The organism is Pseudomonas sp. BAV 4579 (genome assembly GCF_009765395.1).
Taxonomy (GTDB): Bacteria; Pseudomonadota; Gammaproteobacteria; order Pseudomonadales; family Pseudomonadaceae; genus Chryseomonas; species Chryseomonas aestiva.
The window spans coordinates 33024-50302 of the sequence record NZ_WHOV01000150.1 but is presented as its reverse complement, the minus strand read 5'-3'; the positions used below and the strand labels follow the sequence as shown (position 1 = coordinate 50302).

16 protein-coding genes are annotated in these 17279 nt (G+C 70.1%); 14 read left to right on the top strand and 2 right to left on the bottom strand.

Features of this window, described 5'->3' with window-relative positions; genetic code table 11:
* The 10 genes from GSQ95_RS22880 to GSQ95_RS22835 all read left to right on the top strand — a co-directional run.
* The coding region (locus tag GSQ95_RS22880) for an MFS transporter (RefSeq protein WP_158973924.1) at positions 1–1036 on the top strand (1036 nt) is incomplete at its 5' end.
* Positions 1033–2874 (top strand): IucA/IucC family siderophore biosynthesis protein, encoded by a 1842-nt coding sequence (locus GSQ95_RS22875; protein ID WP_158896919.1) that lies wholly within the window; start codon positions 1033–1035, stop codon positions 2872–2874. The genes GSQ95_RS22880 and GSQ95_RS22875, both read left to right, overlap by 4 nt.
* Positions 2868–3644 (top strand): HpcH/HpaI aldolase/citrate lyase family protein, encoded by a 777-nt coding sequence (locus GSQ95_RS22870; RefSeq protein ID WP_158896918.1) that lies wholly within the window; start codon positions 2868–2870, stop codon positions 3642–3644. Before GSQ95_RS22875 ends, GSQ95_RS22870 begins: the two co-directional genes overlap by 7 nt.
* Positions 3641–5491, top strand: coding sequence for an IucA/IucC family siderophore biosynthesis protein (locus GSQ95_RS22865; RefSeq protein WP_158896917.1), 1851 nt, complete (start codon positions 3641–3643; stop codon positions 5489–5491). Before GSQ95_RS22870 ends, GSQ95_RS22865 begins: the two co-directional genes overlap by 4 nt.
* Complete coding sequence (locus GSQ95_RS22860; RefSeq protein ID WP_158896916.1) at positions 5481–6398, top strand: ABC transporter substrate-binding protein; 918 nt, start codon at positions 5481–5483, stop codon at positions 6396–6398. The genes GSQ95_RS22865 and GSQ95_RS22860 overlap by 11 nt, the downstream gene beginning before the upstream one ends.
* Positions 6395–7396, top strand: coding sequence for an iron ABC transporter permease (locus tag GSQ95_RS22855; protein ID WP_158896915.1), 1002 nt, complete (start codon positions 6395–6397; stop codon positions 7394–7396). Before GSQ95_RS22860 ends, GSQ95_RS22855 begins: the two co-directional genes overlap by 4 nt.
* Positions 7386–8417, top strand: coding sequence for an iron chelate uptake ABC transporter family permease subunit (locus GSQ95_RS22850; RefSeq protein WP_158896914.1), 1032 nt, complete (start codon positions 7386–7388; stop codon positions 8415–8417). The genes GSQ95_RS22855 and GSQ95_RS22850 overlap by 11 nt, the downstream gene beginning before the upstream one ends.
* A gap of 10 nt (positions 8418–8427) precedes the next feature.
* Positions 8428–9225, top strand: a complete 798-nt coding sequence (locus tag GSQ95_RS22845; protein ID WP_158896913.1) for an ABC transporter ATP-binding protein — start codon at positions 8428–8430, stop codon at positions 9223–9225.
* Positions 9216–10001, top strand: a complete 786-nt coding sequence (locus tag GSQ95_RS22840) for an IucA/IucC family C-terminal-domain containing protein (protein ID WP_158896912.1) — start codon at positions 9216–9218, stop codon at positions 9999–10001. The genes GSQ95_RS22845 and GSQ95_RS22840 overlap by 10 nt, the downstream gene beginning before the upstream one ends.
* Complete coding sequence (locus GSQ95_RS22835; RefSeq protein WP_158896911.1) at positions 9986–10597, top strand: RraA family protein; 612 nt, start codon at positions 9986–9988, stop codon at positions 10595–10597. Before GSQ95_RS22840 ends, GSQ95_RS22835 begins: the two co-directional genes overlap by 16 nt.
* 5 nt (positions 10598–10602) lie before the next feature.
* Here GSQ95_RS22835 and GSQ95_RS22830 read toward each other — a convergent pair whose 3' ends face one another.
* On the bottom strand, positions 10603–11499 hold the full coding sequence (locus GSQ95_RS22830) for a LysR family transcriptional regulator (RefSeq protein WP_158973923.1): 897 nt from the start codon (positions 11497–11499) through the stop codon (positions 10603–10605).
* An 86-nt stretch (positions 11500–11585) separates the two neighbouring features.
* On the opposite strand from GSQ95_RS22830, the gene GSQ95_RS22825 reads away from it, so the two are divergent.
* The 4 genes from GSQ95_RS22825 to GSQ95_RS22810 are packed head-to-tail and all read left to right on the top strand — an operon-like array spanning position 11586 to position 15924.
* A complete protein-coding gene (locus tag GSQ95_RS22825) occupies positions 11586–12362 on the top strand; it encodes an SDR family NAD(P)-dependent oxidoreductase (RefSeq protein WP_158894050.1) in 777 nt (258 codons plus the stop codon).
* A 1-nt stretch (position 12363) separates the two neighbouring features.
* Positions 12364–13119 carry an SDR family NAD(P)-dependent oxidoreductase gene (locus GSQ95_RS22820; RefSeq protein ID WP_158973922.1) on the top strand — a complete coding sequence of 252 codons (756 nt, stop codon included), beginning with the start codon at positions 12364–12366 and terminating at the stop codon, positions 13117–13119.
* A 40-nt stretch (positions 13120–13159) separates the two neighbouring features.
* A complete protein-coding gene (locus GSQ95_RS22815; protein WP_158892342.1) occupies positions 13160–14560 on the top strand; it encodes an aspartate aminotransferase family protein in 1401 nt (466 codons plus the stop codon).
* On the top strand, positions 14557–15924 hold the full coding sequence (locus GSQ95_RS22810) for a glutamine synthetase family protein (RefSeq protein WP_158892344.1): 1368 nt from the start codon (positions 14557–14559) through the stop codon (positions 15922–15924). Before GSQ95_RS22815 ends, GSQ95_RS22810 begins: the two co-directional genes overlap by 4 nt.
* A 9-nt stretch (positions 15925–15933) precedes the next feature.
* Here the strand turns inward: GSQ95_RS22810 and GSQ95_RS22805 are convergent, their stop codons facing one another.
* Positions 15934–17259 carry a tetratricopeptide repeat protein gene (locus tag GSQ95_RS22805; protein ID WP_158892346.1) on the bottom strand — a complete coding sequence of 442 codons (1326 nt, stop codon included), beginning with the start codon at positions 17257–17259 and terminating at the stop codon, positions 15934–15936.
* Between the last annotated feature and the right edge of the window lie 20 nt (positions 17260–17279).

Below are 17279 nucleotides of genomic sequence, written 5' to 3'. Positions count from 1 at the left end.
CGTCTATCCCAAGGAGGAGCGCGGGCGGGTGACCGGCTGGTGGGGCGGGGCGGTGATGCTGGCGCCGGCAGTGGGGCCCTTGTGCGGCAGCCTGCTGCTGGAGGTGTTCGACTGGCGCGCCCTGTTCCTGCTCAACGTCCCGGTGGGCCTGCTGGCCCTGGCCATGGGGCAGGTGGTGCTGCCCGCGGATGCCCCCCGCGAACACCAGCCCTTCGACCTGGCCGGCTACCTGCTGATCGCCACTGGCCTGGGGTTGCTGCTGGTGACCCTCGGCCGGCTGCGCGAGCTGACGGCGCTGGGCGAACCCCTCAATCTGCTGGCCCTGGCGGCCGGATTCCTGTGCCTGCTGGCCTTTGTCCGGCTGCAATTGCGGCGCAGCCATCCGCTGCTGCCGCTGCGACTGTTCGCCCTGCGCGGCTACCGGGCCAGCGTCATCATCGCCGTGGTCCAGGCGGTGGGCATGTTCGAATGCCTGGTGTTGCTGCCGCTGCTGATCCAGCTGGTACTGGGCCACAGCGCGCTCTGGACCGGTCTGGCACTGCTCTGCACGGCGCTGGCGGCGGCGCTGTTCGGTCAGGTCGGCGGGCGCCTGCTCGACCGCCGCGGACCCCGTGGCGTGATCGCCACCGGTCTGGCGCTCAGCGGCCTGGCCACCCTGGCTCTGGGTGTGGTCGGCAGCCATGCCGGACTCGCCTGGATCTGCGCGCTGATGGTGCTGCGCGGCATCGGCCTGGGGCTGTCCTACATGCCGGCCACCACCGCCGGCCTCAATACCCTGCCGGATGCCCAGGTCACCCAGGGCGCGGCCATGAACAACATCGCCCGGCGCCTGGTGTCCTCGGTGGCCGTGGTGGCCGCCTCCCTGTGGCTGGAACTGCGCCTGGGCGGCGCGGCCGGCTGGGGCCCGCGCCAGGCCGCCACCGGCGTCGCCATCCAGGACGCCTTCAGCGTCACCGGTCTGTTCATCCTGCTGGCACTGCCCTGGGCCTGGCGTTTTCCCGCCGGCCAATCCCTTTCCGTTCGGAGGTACTCATGACCGCTCAGCTTTCACTTCCTGCGCAGCCCTGGCCGTCGCCCGCCGACGCCGCCCTCTATTGCCAGGTCGAGCAGCGCGTGGTGGCGCAATTGCTGCAGACGCTGATCTACGAAGAGGTGCTCAGCGCCCAGGTACAGCCAGTGGCGGATGGCCTGGCGCAGTATCGCCTGGCCGGTCGCGCCGCCGATGGCCAACCGGTGCAGTACCTGGGCTATGCGCCTGCCGCTGCCAGCTTCGGTCTGATCCGCCTGGACCCCCAGCGCCTGGTGCGCCAGGACGCCCAGGGGAGCCGTGCGCCGACGCTGCATGAGACCCTGGCCGAATTGCTCGGCGAGCAGAGCGACGCGCCGCTGTGGCCACGCTTCGTCCAGGAGCTGGAGCAGACCCTGCTCAAGGACCTGCAGTCGCGCCGCCAGGATTATCGTCCCGATCGCCCGGCCCACGAACTGGAAGTGGATGCCCTGGAACGGCACTTCATGGATGCCCATGGCTACCACCCCTGCTACAAGTCGCGCATCGGCTTCTCCCTGGCCGAGAATCGCCGCTACGGACCGGAATTCGGCGAGCCGATCCAACTGGTCTGGCTGGCTCTGGCGCGCGAGCGGGCCTCGGTGGGGCACTCTCGCCATCTGGATTTTCCGGCCTTCATCGCTGAGGAATTCGGTGCCCAGCGCTGGGCGGCCCTGGCCGCCGAGTGGCGCGAACAGGGGCGGGCGCTGGACGACTACCAACTGATCCCGGTGCATCCCTGGCAGTGGGAGCAGCACCTCGCCGCGCTGTTCCAGCCCGAGCTGGTGAGCGGCGAGCTGCTCTACCTGGGCACCTCTCGCGACCAGTACGCCGCCCAGCAGTCGATCCGCACCCTGGCCAATCGCAGTGCGCCCCGGCGGCCCTACGTCAAGCTGGCGATGTGCCTGACCAATACCTCCAGCACCCGCATCCTGGCGCGTCATACGGTGCTCAACGGCCCAATCATCACCGACTGGCTGCAGCGCCTGATCGAAACCGATGCCACGGCCCGCGACCTGGACTTCGTGGTGCTCGGCGAGGTCGCCGGCGTCGCCTACGACAGTCGCACGCTGCCGGTCAGTCGCGCGGGGCACGTCTACGGCACCCTCGGCGCCGTCTGGCGCGAGAGCATCCATGCCTATCTGCGTGCGGATGAACAGGCGGTACCCTTCAACGGCCTGACCCAGGTGGAGCATCGTTATGGCCAGGGTACGCCGCAGCCCTTCGTCGCCGCCTGGATCGAGCGCCACGGCCTGGACGCCTGGCTGGGGCAACTGCTCAGGGTTACGGTGACGCCGCTGATGCACATGCTCCACGCCGAAGGCATCGGCATGGAGTCCCACGGCCAGAACATCGTGCTGATCCACCGCGACGGCTGGCCGCTGCGCATCGCCCTCAAGGACTTCCACGACGGCGTACGCTACGCCGAGCGCCACCTGGCACGTCCGGAGCTGCGCCCGACCCTGGAGCCCTTGCCGGCGAGCCACGCGCGGATCAACCGCAACTCCTTCATCCTCACTGAGGACGTGGACGCGGTCCGGGACTTCACCTGCGATGCCTTCTTCTTCATCGCCCTGGGCGAACTGGTGGTGTTTCTGCGCCAGCACTTCGCCCTGGCCGAAGCCGACTTCTGGCAGGCGACCGCCACGGTCATCCTCGACTACCAGCGCGCCCATCCCCAGCACCGGGAGCGCTATGCGCTGTTCGATGTCTTCGCCCCCACCTTCGAGGTGGAGGAGCTGACCAAGCGGCGCCTGCTGGGCGATGGCGAGCGGCGTTTCAAGGCGGTGGCCAATCCCCTGCATCCCTACCGGTCCGCCGCATGCTGAGGCGCAATCGACTCAAGGCCGCCCTGGCGGCCGGCACGCCCAGCCACGGCCTGTTCGCCTCGTTGCCCACGCCCGCCAGCATCGAGCTGATCGGCGAAGCCGGCTACGACTTCGTGATCATCGACCTGGAGCATGTGCTGATCAATCCGGAAACCCTGGAGAACATGATCCGCACCGCCGAGAGCTACGACCTTACGCCGCTGGTGCGGGTGCCGGACGCCGAGCCCAAGCGCCTGCTGGGCCTGCTCGATGCCGGGGCCCAGGGGATCGTGCTGCCTTGCGTGGAAGACCCGACGGTGCTGGCCGCCGCGGTGCGCGCCTGCAAATACCACCCGGAGGGCGAGCGTAGCCTCAATGCCGGGCGACCTGGCTCCTTCGGCAAAACCAGCCTGGCTGACTACGTGACCCGCGCCAATGCGCAGATCCTGGTGGTCGCCATGATTGAGAGCGCCACCGGCGTTGCCCGGGCAGCGGAGATCGCTGCGGTGCCGGGAGTGGACCTGCTGCTCGAAGGGGCGGCGGACCTGTCGCAATCCCTCGGTCGCCCCTGGCGCATCGCCGATCCGGAGGTGCAGGAGGCCCTGCGCCAGACCTGGGCCGCCGCCCAGCGGCAGGGCACACCCTACTGCGCCATCCCCCGGCAGCCGGAGGACCTCGACCTCTGGCGCGCCCGGGGCGTCATCACCTTCGTGCTCGGCGACGAGCGCGGCATCGCCTTCCGGGCCCTGCAGGCCCGCCTGACCGCCCATTCCTGCGGAGAATCCCCATGAACGCCCAGACCCTCGCCACCGATCTGATCCTGCAGGACCTGTTCGACTGCCTGCTGGCCGAAGACGTCTTCGCCCCGCTGGCCGTGACCCTGGCGGCCGCGGCCCCGGAACATCCCGTCATCCTGCAACCGGCCGCCCCGGAGCAGCGCCTCTGGGAGTGCTGCTGCGATCCCCGCGAGCAGCGCTTCATCGCCGCGCGGGTCCGCCCGGGTATCACCCAGGCCTGGGTGAAGGTGCCCGGTACGCCGATCCTGGCGCGCCAGGGCGACGCCTGGAGCACCCTCACGCCGGAAGCCTTCGTCTCCCTGGTCTTCGCCGAGGCGGCTGCCGACCCCGAGCAGGCACGGGGCATCGCCCTGCTGCGCGAGACCCTGGCCACCAGCCTGCGGCAGACCCGGCTGTCGCTGGCACAACCCCTGGTCCCGGGGCCGCTGCTGGAGGGCGACGGCCAGGCCGCCTTCCTGCAACTGGAGCGCTGGGCCGCCCTGCGGGATCGACCCTATCACCCCCTGGCCAAGGCCAAGCTGGGCCTGAACGACGCCGACTACCAGGCCTACCAGGCCGAATTCGGCCAACCCGTGCGCCTGGCCTGGGTCGCGGTGCGCCGCGATCAGCTGCTGTGCGGCGAGGGGGTGGCGGCGGAGGGCCAGGGGCCGGCGGCCGACCTGCTGACCCCAGCGGCGCTGGCCGAGTTGCAGGCCGAATTGCAGCAGCGCGGCCTGGCCGAGAGTCACCTGGCGCTGCCGGTACACCCCTGGCAACTCGCCGAGGGGCTGCCGGGGCGGCTGGACGAGGCCTTCGCCAGCGGCGTCTGCCAGCACCTGGACTTCGCCGGCGCACGTTGCCACGCGACCTCGTCGCTGCGCTCCATGCTCATGGAGGAGGGCGCGGGCGTGGCCCAGCTCAAGTTGCCCATGGCGGTGCATTCCCTGGGCGCCTCGCGCTACCTGCCGGCGGTGAAGATGATCAACGGCTCGCGCAGCGAGGCTCTGCTGCGCCAGGCGCGGGCCCTGGACCCAGTGCTCGCCGAGAGCCTGCACCTGTGCGACGAGAGTCGCTGGTGGGCCTTCATGCCGCCGGCGGCGACCCTCTTCGACGAGGCGCCGCGGCATCTGTCGGCCATGGTGCGCGGCTATCCCGCGGCACTGCTGGCCGATCCCGACTGCCGGCTGCTGCCCATGGCCCCGCTCGGCACAAAGCTGCCGGGCAGTCGCCGGCATTTCTTCGACGACTGGCTGGCAGCACGGGCGCTGGCACCGACGCCGGCCAATGTCCTGCTGTTGCTGGGTGAGCTGTGCCACAGTTTCATCGACCTCAACCTGCGGATGTTCCGCCTCGGCCTGCTCGGTGAGGTGCACGGGCAGAATGCCGTGCTGGTCTGGCGCGCCGGACGCATCCAGGGCCTGCTGCTACGCGACCACGACTCCCTGCGCCTGTACGTGCCCTGGCTGGAGCGCCAGGGGCTGGCCGATCCGCAGTACCGGATCAAGCCCGGCCATGCCCAGACGCTCTATCACGAGCATCCGCGCGATCTGCTGTTCTGGTTCCAGACGCTGGGCATCCAGGTCAATCTCAGGGCCATCTTCGAGACCGTCGCGAACTGCTACGCTGTCCCGCTGACCGCTGCCTGGACGCTGCTGCGCGAGGTACTGGAGGAGCGCATCGCGGCCCTGGATTTCGACGCCGAGGCCCGGGCGCTGCTCCGGGAGACGCTGTTCGAAGCGCCGGACTGGCCGCAGAAGTGGCTGCTGCGCCCGATGATCGAGCGGGCCGGTGGGCCAGGCAGCATGCCGTTCGGCAAGGGCAGGGTGGTCAATCCCTTTCATCAGGTGAGCCATGCCCCCTAGTGTTTCCCTCTCTATGACCCGCCGCCGGCTCCTCGGGCTCGGCGGCGTGCTTGCCACCGGCCTGGCGCTGCCGCCAGGCGTCGCCCGGGCGCAGTCCAGGCGCGTGGCCACGCTGTTCCAGGGTGCCACCGACAGCGCCGTGGCCCTGGGGCTCAGGCCCTGCGGGGTGGTCGAATCCTGGAGCGAGAAACCCGTCTATCGCTACCTGCGCCCGGCGCTGGCGGGGGTGCCCTCGCTGGGTCTGGAAACCCAGCCGAGTCTGGAGGACCTGGCGCTGCTGGCGCCGGAGCTGATCGTCGCCTCGCGCTTTCGCCATGGCCGGATCGCACCCTTGCTGCAGCAGCTGTGCCCGGTGGTGATGCTGGAGGAGGTCTTCGAATTCAAGCAGACCCTGCTGGCCCTGGGCACCGCTGCGGGGCGTGAAGCGGACGCCAGGGCCCTGCTGCAGGCCTGGCAGGCGCGCATCGCCCGTCTGCGCGAGGCGCTGCAACGGCATTACGGGACCCAGTGGCCGCCGACGGTGGCGGTCCTGGACGTGCGCGCCGATCACCTGCGCAGCTACCTGCCCGACAGCTTCGCCGGACGGGTACTCAGCGAACTGGGCTTCGCCTGGCCGGCGGCCAGCCAGGGTAGCGCCGCGCCCTCGATCAAGCTGACCTCCCGGGAAAGCCTGCCGGTGGTGGAGGCCGAGGTGTTCTTCGTCTTCCTGCGCGCCGACCAGGCCGCGGTGCAGCGCAACTACGCCAGTCTGCTCGAACACCCGCTCTGGCAACGCCTGAGCGCCCCCCGCCGCGGGCAGGTCTGGCGGGTCGACGGGGTGGCCTGGAGCCTGGGCGGCGGCATGCTCGCGGCGAATCGGCTGCTGGACGATATCGAGGGTGTTCTGGCCGCCCAGGGGGCCGCATGAGCGCACCCTTCAGATTGCTGCTGCTCGCCCTGGCCCTGGCGCTGACCGCCGTGCTGAGCCTCTCGGTCGGTGCGCGCTGGATCGCGCCTAGCAGCGTGGTGGCGGCGCTGGTGCAGGATCCTTCGCTGGCGCTGGATGCCACCCTGGTCAACACCACGCGCCTGACGCGGCTGCTGGTCGCTCTGGTGGTGGGTGCCAACCTGGCGGTGGCCGGTGCCCTGATGCAGGCCATGACGCGCAATCCCCTGGCTTCGCCGGGGTTGTTCGGCATCAACGCCGGGGCCACCTTCGCCCTGGTGCTGGGCATCACCCTGCTGGGGCTGTCCAGCACGGAAGGCTGGATGCTCTGCGCGCTGCTGGGCGCGGCGGTGGCCGGCATCCTGGTCTGGATCCTGGGCAACCGGGGCCAGGCGCGCCTGACGCCGCTGCGCATCGTGCTGGCTGGCGCCGCCCTGGCGGCGCTGTTCACCGCCTTCAGCCAGGCGTTGCTGGTGATCAATCAGGAGGGCCTGGACAGCGTGCTGTTCTGGCTGGCCGGTTCGGTGGGTGAGCATAACCTGGCCATGGCTGCGCCCCTGCTGGTGTTCAGCCTGCTGGCCCTGGCCGCCGCCATGGTCCTGGCCGGGCAGCTGGATGTACTGGTCGCCGGTGACGACCTGGCCCGCGGCCTCGGCCAGCCCATCGGCCTGATCCGGTTGCTGGCCGGGGTGCTGGTGATCTGCCTGGCCGGCAGCGCCGTGGCCCTGGCCGGCAATATCGGCTTCATCGGCCTGATGATGCCGCACCTGGTGCGCGGGCTGTTGGCCCGCGCGCGCAACGAGCATCGCTGGCTGATCCCCGGCTGCGCCCTGGGCGGGGCGCTGCTGCTGGTGCTGGCCGACAGCCTGGCGCGAGTGGTGATCCTGCCCCAGGAGGTGCCCGTGGGCATCATGACCGCCCTGTTCGGCGGGCCGTTCTTCATCCATCTCGCGCGCCGGGGAGGCCGCCATGGCCGTTGAGATCGTCTGGCGGCTCGGCCGTTTTTCCCGGCGCCTGGCCCCGGCCACCCTGGGGCGGCTGGCCGTCGCCGCGCTGGTGGCCCTGGCGGCCCTGCTGCTGTGCCTCTGCCTGGGCAAGGTCTGGTTGACGCCCACCCAGGTGCTGGCCGCCTTCGCTGACGACGCGCACGGCGGCCTGGGTTTCATCGTCACCCAGCTGCGCCTGCCGCGGGCGCTGCTGGCAGCCCTGGTCGGCAGCGCCCTGGCGGTGTCCGGCCTGCTGCTGCAGGGCCAGGTGCGCAATCCCCTGGCTTCGCCGGACCTGCTGGGCATCACCAGTGGCGCCAGTGCCGGGGCGGTCTGCTATCTGGCGTTTCTGGCCGGGAGTCTCGGGCCGCATGGCCTGCCGCTGGCTGCGATGCTCGGCGCGGGCCTGGCGGCGCTGCTGGTCTATGGCCTGGCCTGGAATCATGGCGCCTCGCCGTTGCGGCTGGTGCTGGTGGGGGTAGGGGTGTCGGCCATGCTCGCCGCGGCCACTACCTTCCTGCTGGTGTTCAGCCCGCTTACCACCACGCTGTCCGCCTACGTCTGGCTGACCGGCAGCGTCTATGGCGCCAGCTGGCCGGAGGTGCGCGCCCTGGGCCTGTGGTGGCTGGCCCTGTTGCTGCCACTGGCGGTCCTGGCGCGCCACGCCGTGCTGGCGCAACTCGACGACGACCTGGCTCGCGGCCTCGGCGTGCGCCTGCAGCGGCAACGCGCGGCCCTGCTGGCGCTGGCCGGGGCGCTGGCCGGGGTGGCCATCGCCTGGGGGGGCGCCATCGCCTTCGTCGGCCTCATCGCGCCCCATATCGCCCGCCGCCTGCTGCCCAGTGGGTTCGCCGGTCAGGCGCTGCTGGCGGCCCTGGTGGGGGCGCTGCTGGTAATGCTCGCCGACCTCCTGGGTCGTACCCTGTTCCTACCCCTGGATCTGCCGGCCGGCATCTTCGTCGCCGCCCTGGGGGCGCCCTTTTTCCTCTACCTGCTGATCCGGCAACGCCCCTGAAGGAGGCTTCATGGCAACCCTGGCCAGCCGCGGCCTGACCCTCGGCTACGGCACCCAGACCATCATCGAGGCCCTCGACCTCGACCTACCACCGGGTCGCGTCTCGGTCCTCATCGGCAGCAACGGCTCCGGCAAGAGCACCCTGCTCAAGGCCTGCGCCCGGCTGCTGGAACCGCGCCAGGGCCAGGTGCTGCTCGACGGCCAGAACATCCACCGGCAGTCCACCGCCGCCCTGGCCCGGCGATTGGCGGTCCTGCCACAGACCCCGGTGGCGCCCGAGGGCATCAGTGTGCGGCAGCTGGTCAGCCTGGGCCGCTATCCCTACCAGAACTGGATGCGTCAATGGTCGGCGGACGATGCCGCGGCGGTGGACAAGGCGCTGCGCCTCACCGACCTGCTGGCGCTGGCGGAGCGGCCGGTGGACGACCTCTCCGGCGGTCAGCGCCAGCGCGCCTGGATCGCCCTGACCCTGGCCCAGGATACCGACTGCCTGCTGCTGGACGAACCCACCACCTACCTGGACCTGGCGCACCAGATCGAGGTGCTGGACCTGCTGCGCCAGCTGAACCGGGAGGAGGGCAAGACCATCGTCATGGTGCTGCACGACCTCAATCTCGCCTGCCGCTATGCCGATCACCTGGTCGCCGTCCACCAGCGTCGCGCTTACGCTCAGGGCGCTCCCGCGGCGGTGTTGACGCAAGCCCTGGTACGGGAGGTGTTCGCCCTGGAATGCCGGATCATCGCCGATCCCTATTTCGGCACGCCGCTGTGCATTCCCTTCGGTCGCGAGGTACCGCCATGTGCCTGAGGCCCACCCTCGACAGTGCCCAACGGGACGAGCTGCGCGCAACCTTCGGCCTGCGCGAAGCCCGGGAGCGCGATGGGCAGCACAGCCAGCCGGTCGCCGCCTGGCTGGACGCCGCGCGCTGCGCCGAGTTGCTCGACGACCTGGGGGCGCGCATGCAAGCCCCCACACGACGGGTCGCGGCGTCGCTGCTGACCAAACGGCTGGGCTTTCTCACCACCGGGGTAGCCTTCCACGCCCTGTCGGCCTATGACCGGCGCCTGGACCTGACGCCGGGCAATGTCTGGATCGAGGATGGCCACGTCCAGGGACGCTGGCACTCGACGCTACCACTGAGCGATACCCGGCCGCTGCCTGCCGTGGAGGATCACGCCACCTCCCGGGCGTTGCTGGCCCGCACCCTGTTCGGCGAGTTGCTGCGGCCGCTCTGGGAGACCCTGGCGCAGGTTGGCCGCGTCTCGCCGCGCATCCTCTGGGAGAACGCGGCGGTGCGGCTCTATTCGCTGTACGACCGGCGCCTTGCCGAACTGGATGATCCGGCCATTCGTGCCCGCTGCGCCGAGGACTTCGCCTGGCTGCTGGCGGCCACGCCGGCGGAGCTGGGACTGGAGACCAATCCGCTGGCGCAATTCCGCCGGCCTGCAACGGCGAATACGGTGGGACGCCCCGTCCGCTTCCGGCGCACCTGTTGCTTTTACTACCAGGCCACGGCACCCGCCGAATACTGCTCCAACTGTCCGCTGATCCGCCCCCGGGAGGCGATATGCCCAGCCACCTGAACGAGCTGCCGGCCGCGCTGATCGCCGGCTACGCCCAGATTTCCGCCTCGACCCTGGGCCATCTCGGACGTACGGGTTACCTGCCCGAGCTCAAGCCGGCGATAGCTGGTGCGCGCCTGCTGGGCCGGGTGGTGACGGCGCGCATTCCCTTGCCCCACGGCGCCCTGTTGCGCGAGGCGCTGATCGCCAGTCGCCCGGGCGACGTCCTGGTGATCGAGGCCGTCGGCGATCCTCACTGCGCCTGCTGGGGCGAATTGCGCACCCTGGCGGCCCTGGTCAAGGGCCTGGCCGGCGTGGTGGTGAGCGGCGCAATCACCGACGTCCAGGCGCTTCGCCAGCTCGGTCTACCGGTCTTCCATCGCGGCATCAGCGCCGTCACCACCCAGGGCGGCGAGGCGCTGGGCGAATTGCACGTCGAACTCCAGCTCGGCGAGACGCTCGTCTGCCCCGGTGACCTCGCCCTGGGAGACGACGACGGCCTGTTCGTCCTGTCGCCCGCGCGGGCCGCAGCCTTGCTGCCACTGGCCCAGGCCAAGGAAGCCGCGGATCAGGCGCGGCGTGCGCAACTGCTGCAGCGGCTCACCGAAGGGCGCTAAGGCTACTATTCCGGCTTGGTGCCGATCTGCTCGCGCAGGAGTTGCAGATAGCGCCGCGCGCCCAGGCCCTGGGGGCGGTTCTTGATCCAGATGACGTCGATCCAGCGACGGATCTGGCTGGCCATGTTGTCAAATTGCACCTGTTCGAGCAGCCCGGCGGCGATCAGTGGGCGCACCAGCGGGTGAGGCAGATAGGCCCAGCCCAGCCCGGCCTGCACCAGGTCCAGCGTCGCCAGATAGCTGTCGGTGAGCCAGACCCGCTGCGACAGCACGATCTGCGGGTCCGAGGCGTTGCGGTCGCCGCCGGCCACCACGATCTGGCGGGTATCGGCCATCAGCGTTTCGCCCAGCGGTCGACCGGTGCGGGTCGAGGGGTAACCGGGCGCCGCCACCGCCGTGAGCAACTGGCTGCCGGCCTCGGCGAAACCTTCCTGCTCGTTGATCCCCGGTCGTTCGAAGATCAGCGCCAGGTCGACGCTGCCCTCGTGCAGCAGGCGGATCGCCTCGGCGCGTGCCGCCGAGCGGATCTCGATTTCCAGCGCCGGAAATTCCTCGGCCAGGGTCACCAGCGGCCGACTCCAGGCACCCGTCTGCAACTCCGGCGCCATCACCAGCACGAAGCGCCGCTCCAGCCCGGCGTGCAATTGCAGGGCATGGGCGTCGAGCAGGTTGAGCTGGCTGGCCACCTGCCGCGCCTGGGGTTCGAGGGCGCGCGCGGCGGGGGTCGGCAAGGCCTTGCGGGTGGCGCGATCGAACAGCACCAGGTCCAGCTCGGCCTCCAGCTGGGAAATCGCCATGTTCACCGCTGACGGCACCCGCCCCAGGACGCGGGCCGCTGCGGAAAAGGAGCCCTCGTCGATCACGGCGAGGAAGACCCGAAGCGTTTCGCTGGTAAAGGCCATGGTTGTCAATTTCGCTGATAACGATCGTCTTTTTGTATCAGCCAGACAGGCTTAGAGTCCAGTCAGACCACAACGGAGACAGTGACATGAGCGAGTCGATGGCGGGCCAGGTGGCCCTGATCAGCGGTGCCGGCAGCGAAGCCGGCATCGGCATGGCGATAGCCCACCGCCTGGGCGCGGCGGGGGCCCGGTTGCTCGTCACCGCCAGCAGCGCCCGGAGAGCGGAGCGGGTGGCGGAATTGCGCGCCGCCGGCTTCACCGCTGAAGGTCAGGCCCTGGATCTCACCGAGGAGACCGCCGTTGGCGACTTCTGCCAGTGGGCCGAGGCGCGTTGGGGCCGCATCGACATCCTGGTCAACAACGCCGGCATGACCATGCAGGGCAGTCCCGAGCCCCTGGTGGAGGTGGCGCGGATGACCCTGGCCGACTGGAATCTGACCCTGGCGCGCAACCTGACCACGGCCTTCCTGCTGACCCGTGCCGTATTGCCCGGCATGCAGGCGCGCGGCTATGGCCGCATCGTCCACGTCAGTTCCGCCACCGGCACCCGGGCGGGCATTCCGCAGGCAGCGGCCTACAGCGCGGCCAAGGCGGCCATGGTCGGCATGAACATGAGTCTGGCGCTGGAGGTGGCCGGGCAGGGCATCACGGTCAACGCCGTCGCCCCTGGCTGGATCGAAACCGCCTCCAGCCTGCCGGAAGAATTGCAGGCGGCGACGCGGGTCCCCGTGGGTCGCGCCGGCCGCCCCGCCGAGGTCGCCGCGGCGGTGGCCTTCCTGGCCTCGCCCGAGGCCAGCTACATCACCGGGGAATACCTGGTGGTGGACGGCGGCAACAGCCGCATCGAAAGCAAGGGGGCCTGACATGCAGCCAGTCGTGCTGATCAGTGGGGTATTGGGGGGCATCGGCCAGGCGGTGCGCGCGCACTTTCTGCAGGCGGGCTGGCGGGTCTTCGGCACCGATCTCGACGGCGCAGCCCTGGCGGCGCTGCAGGCCGACGGCCAGCTTGCCGGCCAGCACGCTGCCGACCTGCGCCAGGCCCGCGCCAGCCGGGAGGTGGTCGCCCGCGTCCTGGACCGCCTCGGTCGACTCGACGCCCTGGTCAACTGCGCCGGCGTCTGGCGCGAAGGCCCGGCCGAGACCTTCAGCGAGGAAGATTTCGACCTGGTGCTGGATGTCAATCTCAAGGCCAGCTTCTTTCTCTGCGCCGCGGCCATTCCCGCGCTGCGCGACACCCGCGGCGCCATCGTCAACCTGAGCAGCGATGCCGGTCGCCAGGGCAATCGCAATGCCGCCGTCTACTGCGCCAGCAAGGGCGCGGTGACCCTGATGACCAAGGCCCTGGCGCTGGACCTGGCGCCCAGCGGGGTGCGCTGCAACAGCATCTCGCCCGGCGATGTGGCGACGCCCATGCTGAGCTTTCAGGCAGAGCGCTACGGCAATGGCGATCCCGCCGCCTATCTGCAGGAATTGCTGGAGAAGTATCCGCAAGGCGAGCAGGCGCGCTTCATCCAACCCGAGGAAGTCGCCGAACTGGCCTTTTTCCTGTGCCAACCCGCCGCCCGCTCCATCACCGGCGCCGACCTGGCCATCGATTGCGGCGTCTCGGCCGGGCACTGAGCCCGGGCCGAGCCGCCTTCAAACCCAAGAGGAGTCCGACATGACCACCAGTGGTATCAGCGAAGCCGCCGTCCAGACCTTCGTCGCGGCCGAACGCGAGCGCTTCCTGGCGCGCAATCCCAAATCCCTCGCCCTGGCCGAGCGGGCCCGGCACTCCCTGTTCGGCGGCGTGCCCATGCACTGGATGAATGACTGGTCGATGCCCAGTGCGCTGTTCGTCAGCCATGCCCAGGGTTCGCGCTTCCACGATGTAGACGGCCACGAGTACATCGACTTCTGCCTGGGCGATACCGGCAGCATGTTCGGCCATTCGCCGGCGCCCATCGCCCGGGCCCTGGCCGAGCAGGGTGCCCGCGGGCTCACCACCATGCTGCCCGGCGAGGATGCCGTGGTCGCCGGGGAGTTGCTCGCCGAGCGCTTCGGCCTGCCGTTCTGGCAGGTGGCGACCACCGCCACCGACGCCAACCGCTATGTCATCCGCTGGGCGCGCGCCATCACCAATCGCAAGATGCTGCTGGTGTTCGACGGCTGCTATCACGGCACCGTCGACGACGTCATGGTGCGCCATCAGGACGGTCGCACCGTGCACCGCGGCGGCCTGATCGGCCAGGCGCACAACCTGGCCGAGACCAGTCGGGCCGTGCCCTTCAACGACCTGGCGGCGCTGGAGGAGGCACTGGCGAAGGGCGACGTCGCCGCGCTGATCTGCGAACCGGCCATGACCAACATCGGCATGGTGCTGCCCGCTCCGGGCTTCATGGACCAGGTCCGCGCCCTGACCCGGCAATACGGCACCCTGCTGATCATCGACGAGACCCATACCCTGTCCACCGGCCCCGGCGGCTGTACCCGCGCCTGGAATCTGCAGCCGGACTTCATCACCTTCGGCAAACCCATCGCCGGGGGCGTGCCCTGTTCGGCCTATGGCTGCAGCCACGAGATGGCCCAGGCCATGCGCCTGGCGCAGCAGCACGCCAGCGAGACCAGCCATGGCCATGGGCACAGCGGCATGGGCACCACGCTGTCGGCCAATGCCCTGGCCATGCGCTGCCTGAGAGTCAACCTGGAGGAAGTGGCGACGCCGGCCGCCTACGAACGGATGCTGCCGCTGGCAGCGCGACTGGCCGCTGGTCTGCGCGCGGTGATCGCCCGCCATGGCCTGGCCTGGTCGGTGACGGAGCTGGGCGCCCGCTGCGAATTCCAGTTCTGCGCCACGCCGCCCACCACCGGCGCCGAGGCGGAAGCCGCCTTCCATGACAGCCTGCAGCAGGCGTTGCACCTCTATCTGATCAACCGGGGCATCCTCATCACCCCCTTCCACAACATGACCCTGTGCTGCCCGGATCTCGCTGCGGCAGACGTCGATCTGCTGCTCGCCACCCTCGACCAGGGCCTCGCCGAACTCCTGGCGCTGCCCGGCGCCCGGGAGTGTCAGCCATGAACTTCGCCGACGCCCAGGAAGCCCGCGACTTCCTCGCCGCCCACCCCGAGGTGCGCAGCATCGAACTCATGCTGATCGATGCCAATGGCGTGCCCCGCGGCAAGTTGCTGCACCGGGACGAATTGCTGGCCATCTACGAAGAGGGCCGGCCGCTGCCCAGCTCCATCCTGGCGCTGACCCTGCAGGGGGAAGACGTCGAAGCCACCGGCCTGGTCTGGGAGGTCGCCGATGTCGACTGCTGGACCTATCCGTTGCCCGGCAGTCTGACCCTGCAACCCTGGCGCAGCACCCCGACCGGTCAGGTGCAGGTGAGCATGCACCCGACCCAGGGGCTGCCGGCCACGCCCGCCGATCCCCGGCACGCCCTGGTACGGGTGATCGAGCGGCTGCAGGCCGACGGCTTCCAGCCGGTGATGGCGGTGGAGCTGGAGTTCTATCTGCTCGACCACACCCGCGACGCCCAGGGCCGGCCGCAACCGGCGCTGCAGATGAATGGGGTGCGACCCGGTTCGCCGCAGGTCTACGGGGTCTACGAACTGGAGCAGCTGCAACCCTTTCTCGATGACCTCTACGCCGCCTGCGAGGTGCAGGGCCTGCCGGTGCGCACGGCCATCTCCGAATACGCCCCCGGCCAGCTCGAACTGACCCTGCTGCACCGCTTCGACGCCCTCCAGGCCATCGACGAAGGCATTCGCTACAAGCGCCTGGTCAAGGGCGTGGCCAACCGCCACGGCTTGCAGGCCTGCTTCATGGCCAAGCCCTTCGGCGACCAGGCGGGCAGCGGCCTGCACCTGCACGTCAGCCTGGCCGATGCCGAGGGACACAACCTCTATGCCAGCGAGGACCCGCAGGGCACGCCGCTGCTGCGCCATTCCATCGGCGGCATGCAGCACCGGATGCTGGATGCCCTGGCGATCTTCTGTCCCAACGCCAACTCCTACCGCCGTTTCCAGGCCAACAGCTATGCACCGCTGGCCAAGAGCTGGGGGGTCAACAACCGCAGCGTATCCCTGCGCGTGCCGGGTGGTCCGGCCAGCAGTCGCCACATCGAACACCGCATCTGCGGCGCCGATGCCAATCCCTATCTGGCCGCCGCGGCCATCCTCGCCGCCATCCACGAAGGCATCCGTGACGAGCGTGACCCGGGGCCGGCCATCGTCGGCAACGGCTACGAGCAGGCCACCGACTTCCTGCCCACCGACTGGCTCACCGCGCTGCAGGCGCTGGAGCGCTCCAGCTGGATCCGGGAGGCGCTGGGTGAGCGTTTTATCGAGGTCTATCTGGCGATCAAGCGCGCGGAGTACCGGCAATTCATGGCCGAGGTGGGGGAACAGGACTGGCGCTGGTATCTGACCCACGCCTGACCTCGCTCCTCAGAACGTCAGGCTGGCCTGCCAACACCGATCCCGGGTTGAGGGCCGGCGGTGCAGCCGCTCGTCCAGCAGCGCCGCGGCCTTGACCTGCTCACCCCCGCGCAGCAGGGCGACCAGCAGGGTGTCTTCGATGACCTCGCGCTGGGCGCCGCTGCCACCGATGCGGGGGACGTCCGCGCGCAGCGGCTCCAGCAGCCGGGCACAAGCGAGATAATCTTCCTCGGCGAAAGCCAGCAGGGCGCTACAGAGCAGAGGGACGACCGGCCCGGCGGGCAGGACACCGTCGCGCAGACGACTTTCCAATCCGGCGACGCGGGTTTCCACCGCCCCACGATCCCCGGTCGCCGCGGCGATCAGTGCCATATGGACGTCGGCAAAGGCCAGCCCCGGTTGCTGGAACAGCCCCTCTGCGCTGGCGGCGGTGGCCTGCCAGAGGCCGGCGGGCACTTCATGGCCATAGAGGCCCAGGCGCCAGAGAAAGGAGGCGTTGTCGCTGACCCGATTGAGCGGGCCGGCGGTGGACGCGGCCGGCGCCACGAAGCGCTTATAGAGGGCCAGCGCGCCCTGGCTGTCACCCTGCTCCAGGGCCACCAGGGCGCCGTGCCAGGCGATATGGCCATGCAGGGTACCGTGATGGGGGTACTCGGGCAGCCAGCCGGCGATCAGGGCCTGCGCGGCCTGGCTGTCGCCGGATTCGTGCAGGACATGGGTCAGCGCATGGGCCGCGTTGACGTTGTGGCGGCGCAGCTCGAGCGCCCGCTCGGCAAGCGCCCGACCGCGGACCACGTCGCCGTTCTCGCCGTGGGACCAGCCGCGGTAGGTGAGGAACCACCAGTCATCCGCGGCGAAATGGCGGGCATGGCGCTCGCAGAGGTCGACCCGCGCCTGGTCGTGATCGGCACGCCCGGAAAAGGCTAGCAAGCCGAAGGCCCCCAGCGGCAGGCCGAGGATCAGGATGTCGCGCGGCCAGCGCTCGGCGTGGTCCAGCGCGCCCTGCAGGGCCTGGGCGGCCTCACCGGCGATCAGCCGCCGCACGACTTCCACATGGCTGCGCTCGCGCTCCGTGCCATGCCGCTCCACCAGCCGCTGCGCCTGGGCGATGGTCTCCCGGGCAGCGCCGGCCTGGTTGTCGATCAGCTGCAGCCGCGCCCGCGCTGCATGGGACAGGGCGAAGTCAGGATCGGCTGCGATGGCCTCGTCCAGCGCCTCGGCGGCACCGGGCCAGAGCGACAGCAAGAGATCGACGCCGGCCTGATAGCGCTCGGCGGCGCGGGCGGCAGCGGTGGACAGGGGAAGGTCGTAGCGGTCGTTATGAAAGGAAGGCATCTTCAACCTGGACTGGCGGA

What these genes read in the sequence shown, in the direction of transcription:
- GSQ95_RS22805 (WP_158892346.1), bottom strand. Translation starts at nt 17,259, where the DNA reads ATGCCTTCCTTTCATAACGACCGCTACGACCTTCCCCTGTCCACCGCT.
- GSQ95_RS22835 (WP_158896911.1), top strand. Translation starts at nt 9,986, where the DNA reads ATGCCCAGCCACCTGAACGAGCTGCCGGCCGCGCTGATCGCCGGCTAC.
- GSQ95_RS22830 (WP_158973923.1), bottom strand. Translation starts at nt 11,499, where the DNA reads ATGGCCTTTACCAGCGAAACGCTTCGGGTCTTCCTCGCCGTGATCGAC.
- GSQ95_RS22870 (WP_158896918.1), top strand. Translation starts at nt 2,868, where the DNA reads ATGCTGAGGCGCAATCGACTCAAGGCCGCCCTGGCGGCCGGCACGCCC.
- GSQ95_RS22860 (WP_158896916.1), top strand. Translation starts at nt 5,481, where the DNA reads ATGCCCCCTAGTGTTTCCCTCTCTATGACCCGCCGCCGGCTCCTCGGG.
- GSQ95_RS22845 (WP_158896913.1), top strand. Translation starts at nt 8,428, where the DNA reads ATGGCAACCCTGGCCAGCCGCGGCCTGACCCTCGGCTACGGCACCCAG.
- GSQ95_RS22810 (WP_158892344.1), top strand. Translation starts at nt 14,557, where the DNA reads ATGAACTTCGCCGACGCCCAGGAAGCCCGCGACTTCCTCGCCGCCCAC.
- GSQ95_RS22815 (WP_158892342.1), top strand. Translation starts at nt 13,160, where the DNA reads ATGACCACCAGTGGTATCAGCGAAGCCGCCGTCCAGACCTTCGTCGCG.
- GSQ95_RS22820 (WP_158973922.1), top strand. Translation starts at nt 12,364, where the DNA reads ATGCAGCCAGTCGTGCTGATCAGTGGGGTATTGGGGGGCATCGGCCAG.
- GSQ95_RS22855 (WP_158896915.1), top strand. Translation starts at nt 6,395, where the DNA reads ATGAGCGCACCCTTCAGATTGCTGCTGCTCGCCCTGGCCCTGGCGCTG.
- GSQ95_RS22840 (WP_158896912.1), top strand. Translation starts at nt 9,216, where the DNA reads ATGTGCCTGAGGCCCACCCTCGACAGTGCCCAACGGGACGAGCTGCGC.
- GSQ95_RS22865 (WP_158896917.1), top strand. Translation starts at nt 3,641, where the DNA reads ATGAACGCCCAGACCCTCGCCACCGATCTGATCCTGCAGGACCTGTTC.
- GSQ95_RS22825 (WP_158894050.1), top strand. Translation starts at nt 11,586, where the DNA reads ATGAGCGAGTCGATGGCGGGCCAGGTGGCCCTGATCAGCGGTGCCGGC.
- GSQ95_RS22850 (WP_158896914.1), top strand. Translation starts at nt 7,386, where the DNA reads ATGGCCGTTGAGATCGTCTGGCGGCTCGGCCGTTTTTCCCGGCGCCTG.
- GSQ95_RS22875 (WP_158896919.1), top strand. Translation starts at nt 1,033, where the DNA reads ATGACCGCTCAGCTTTCACTTCCTGCGCAGCCCTGGCCGTCGCCCGCC.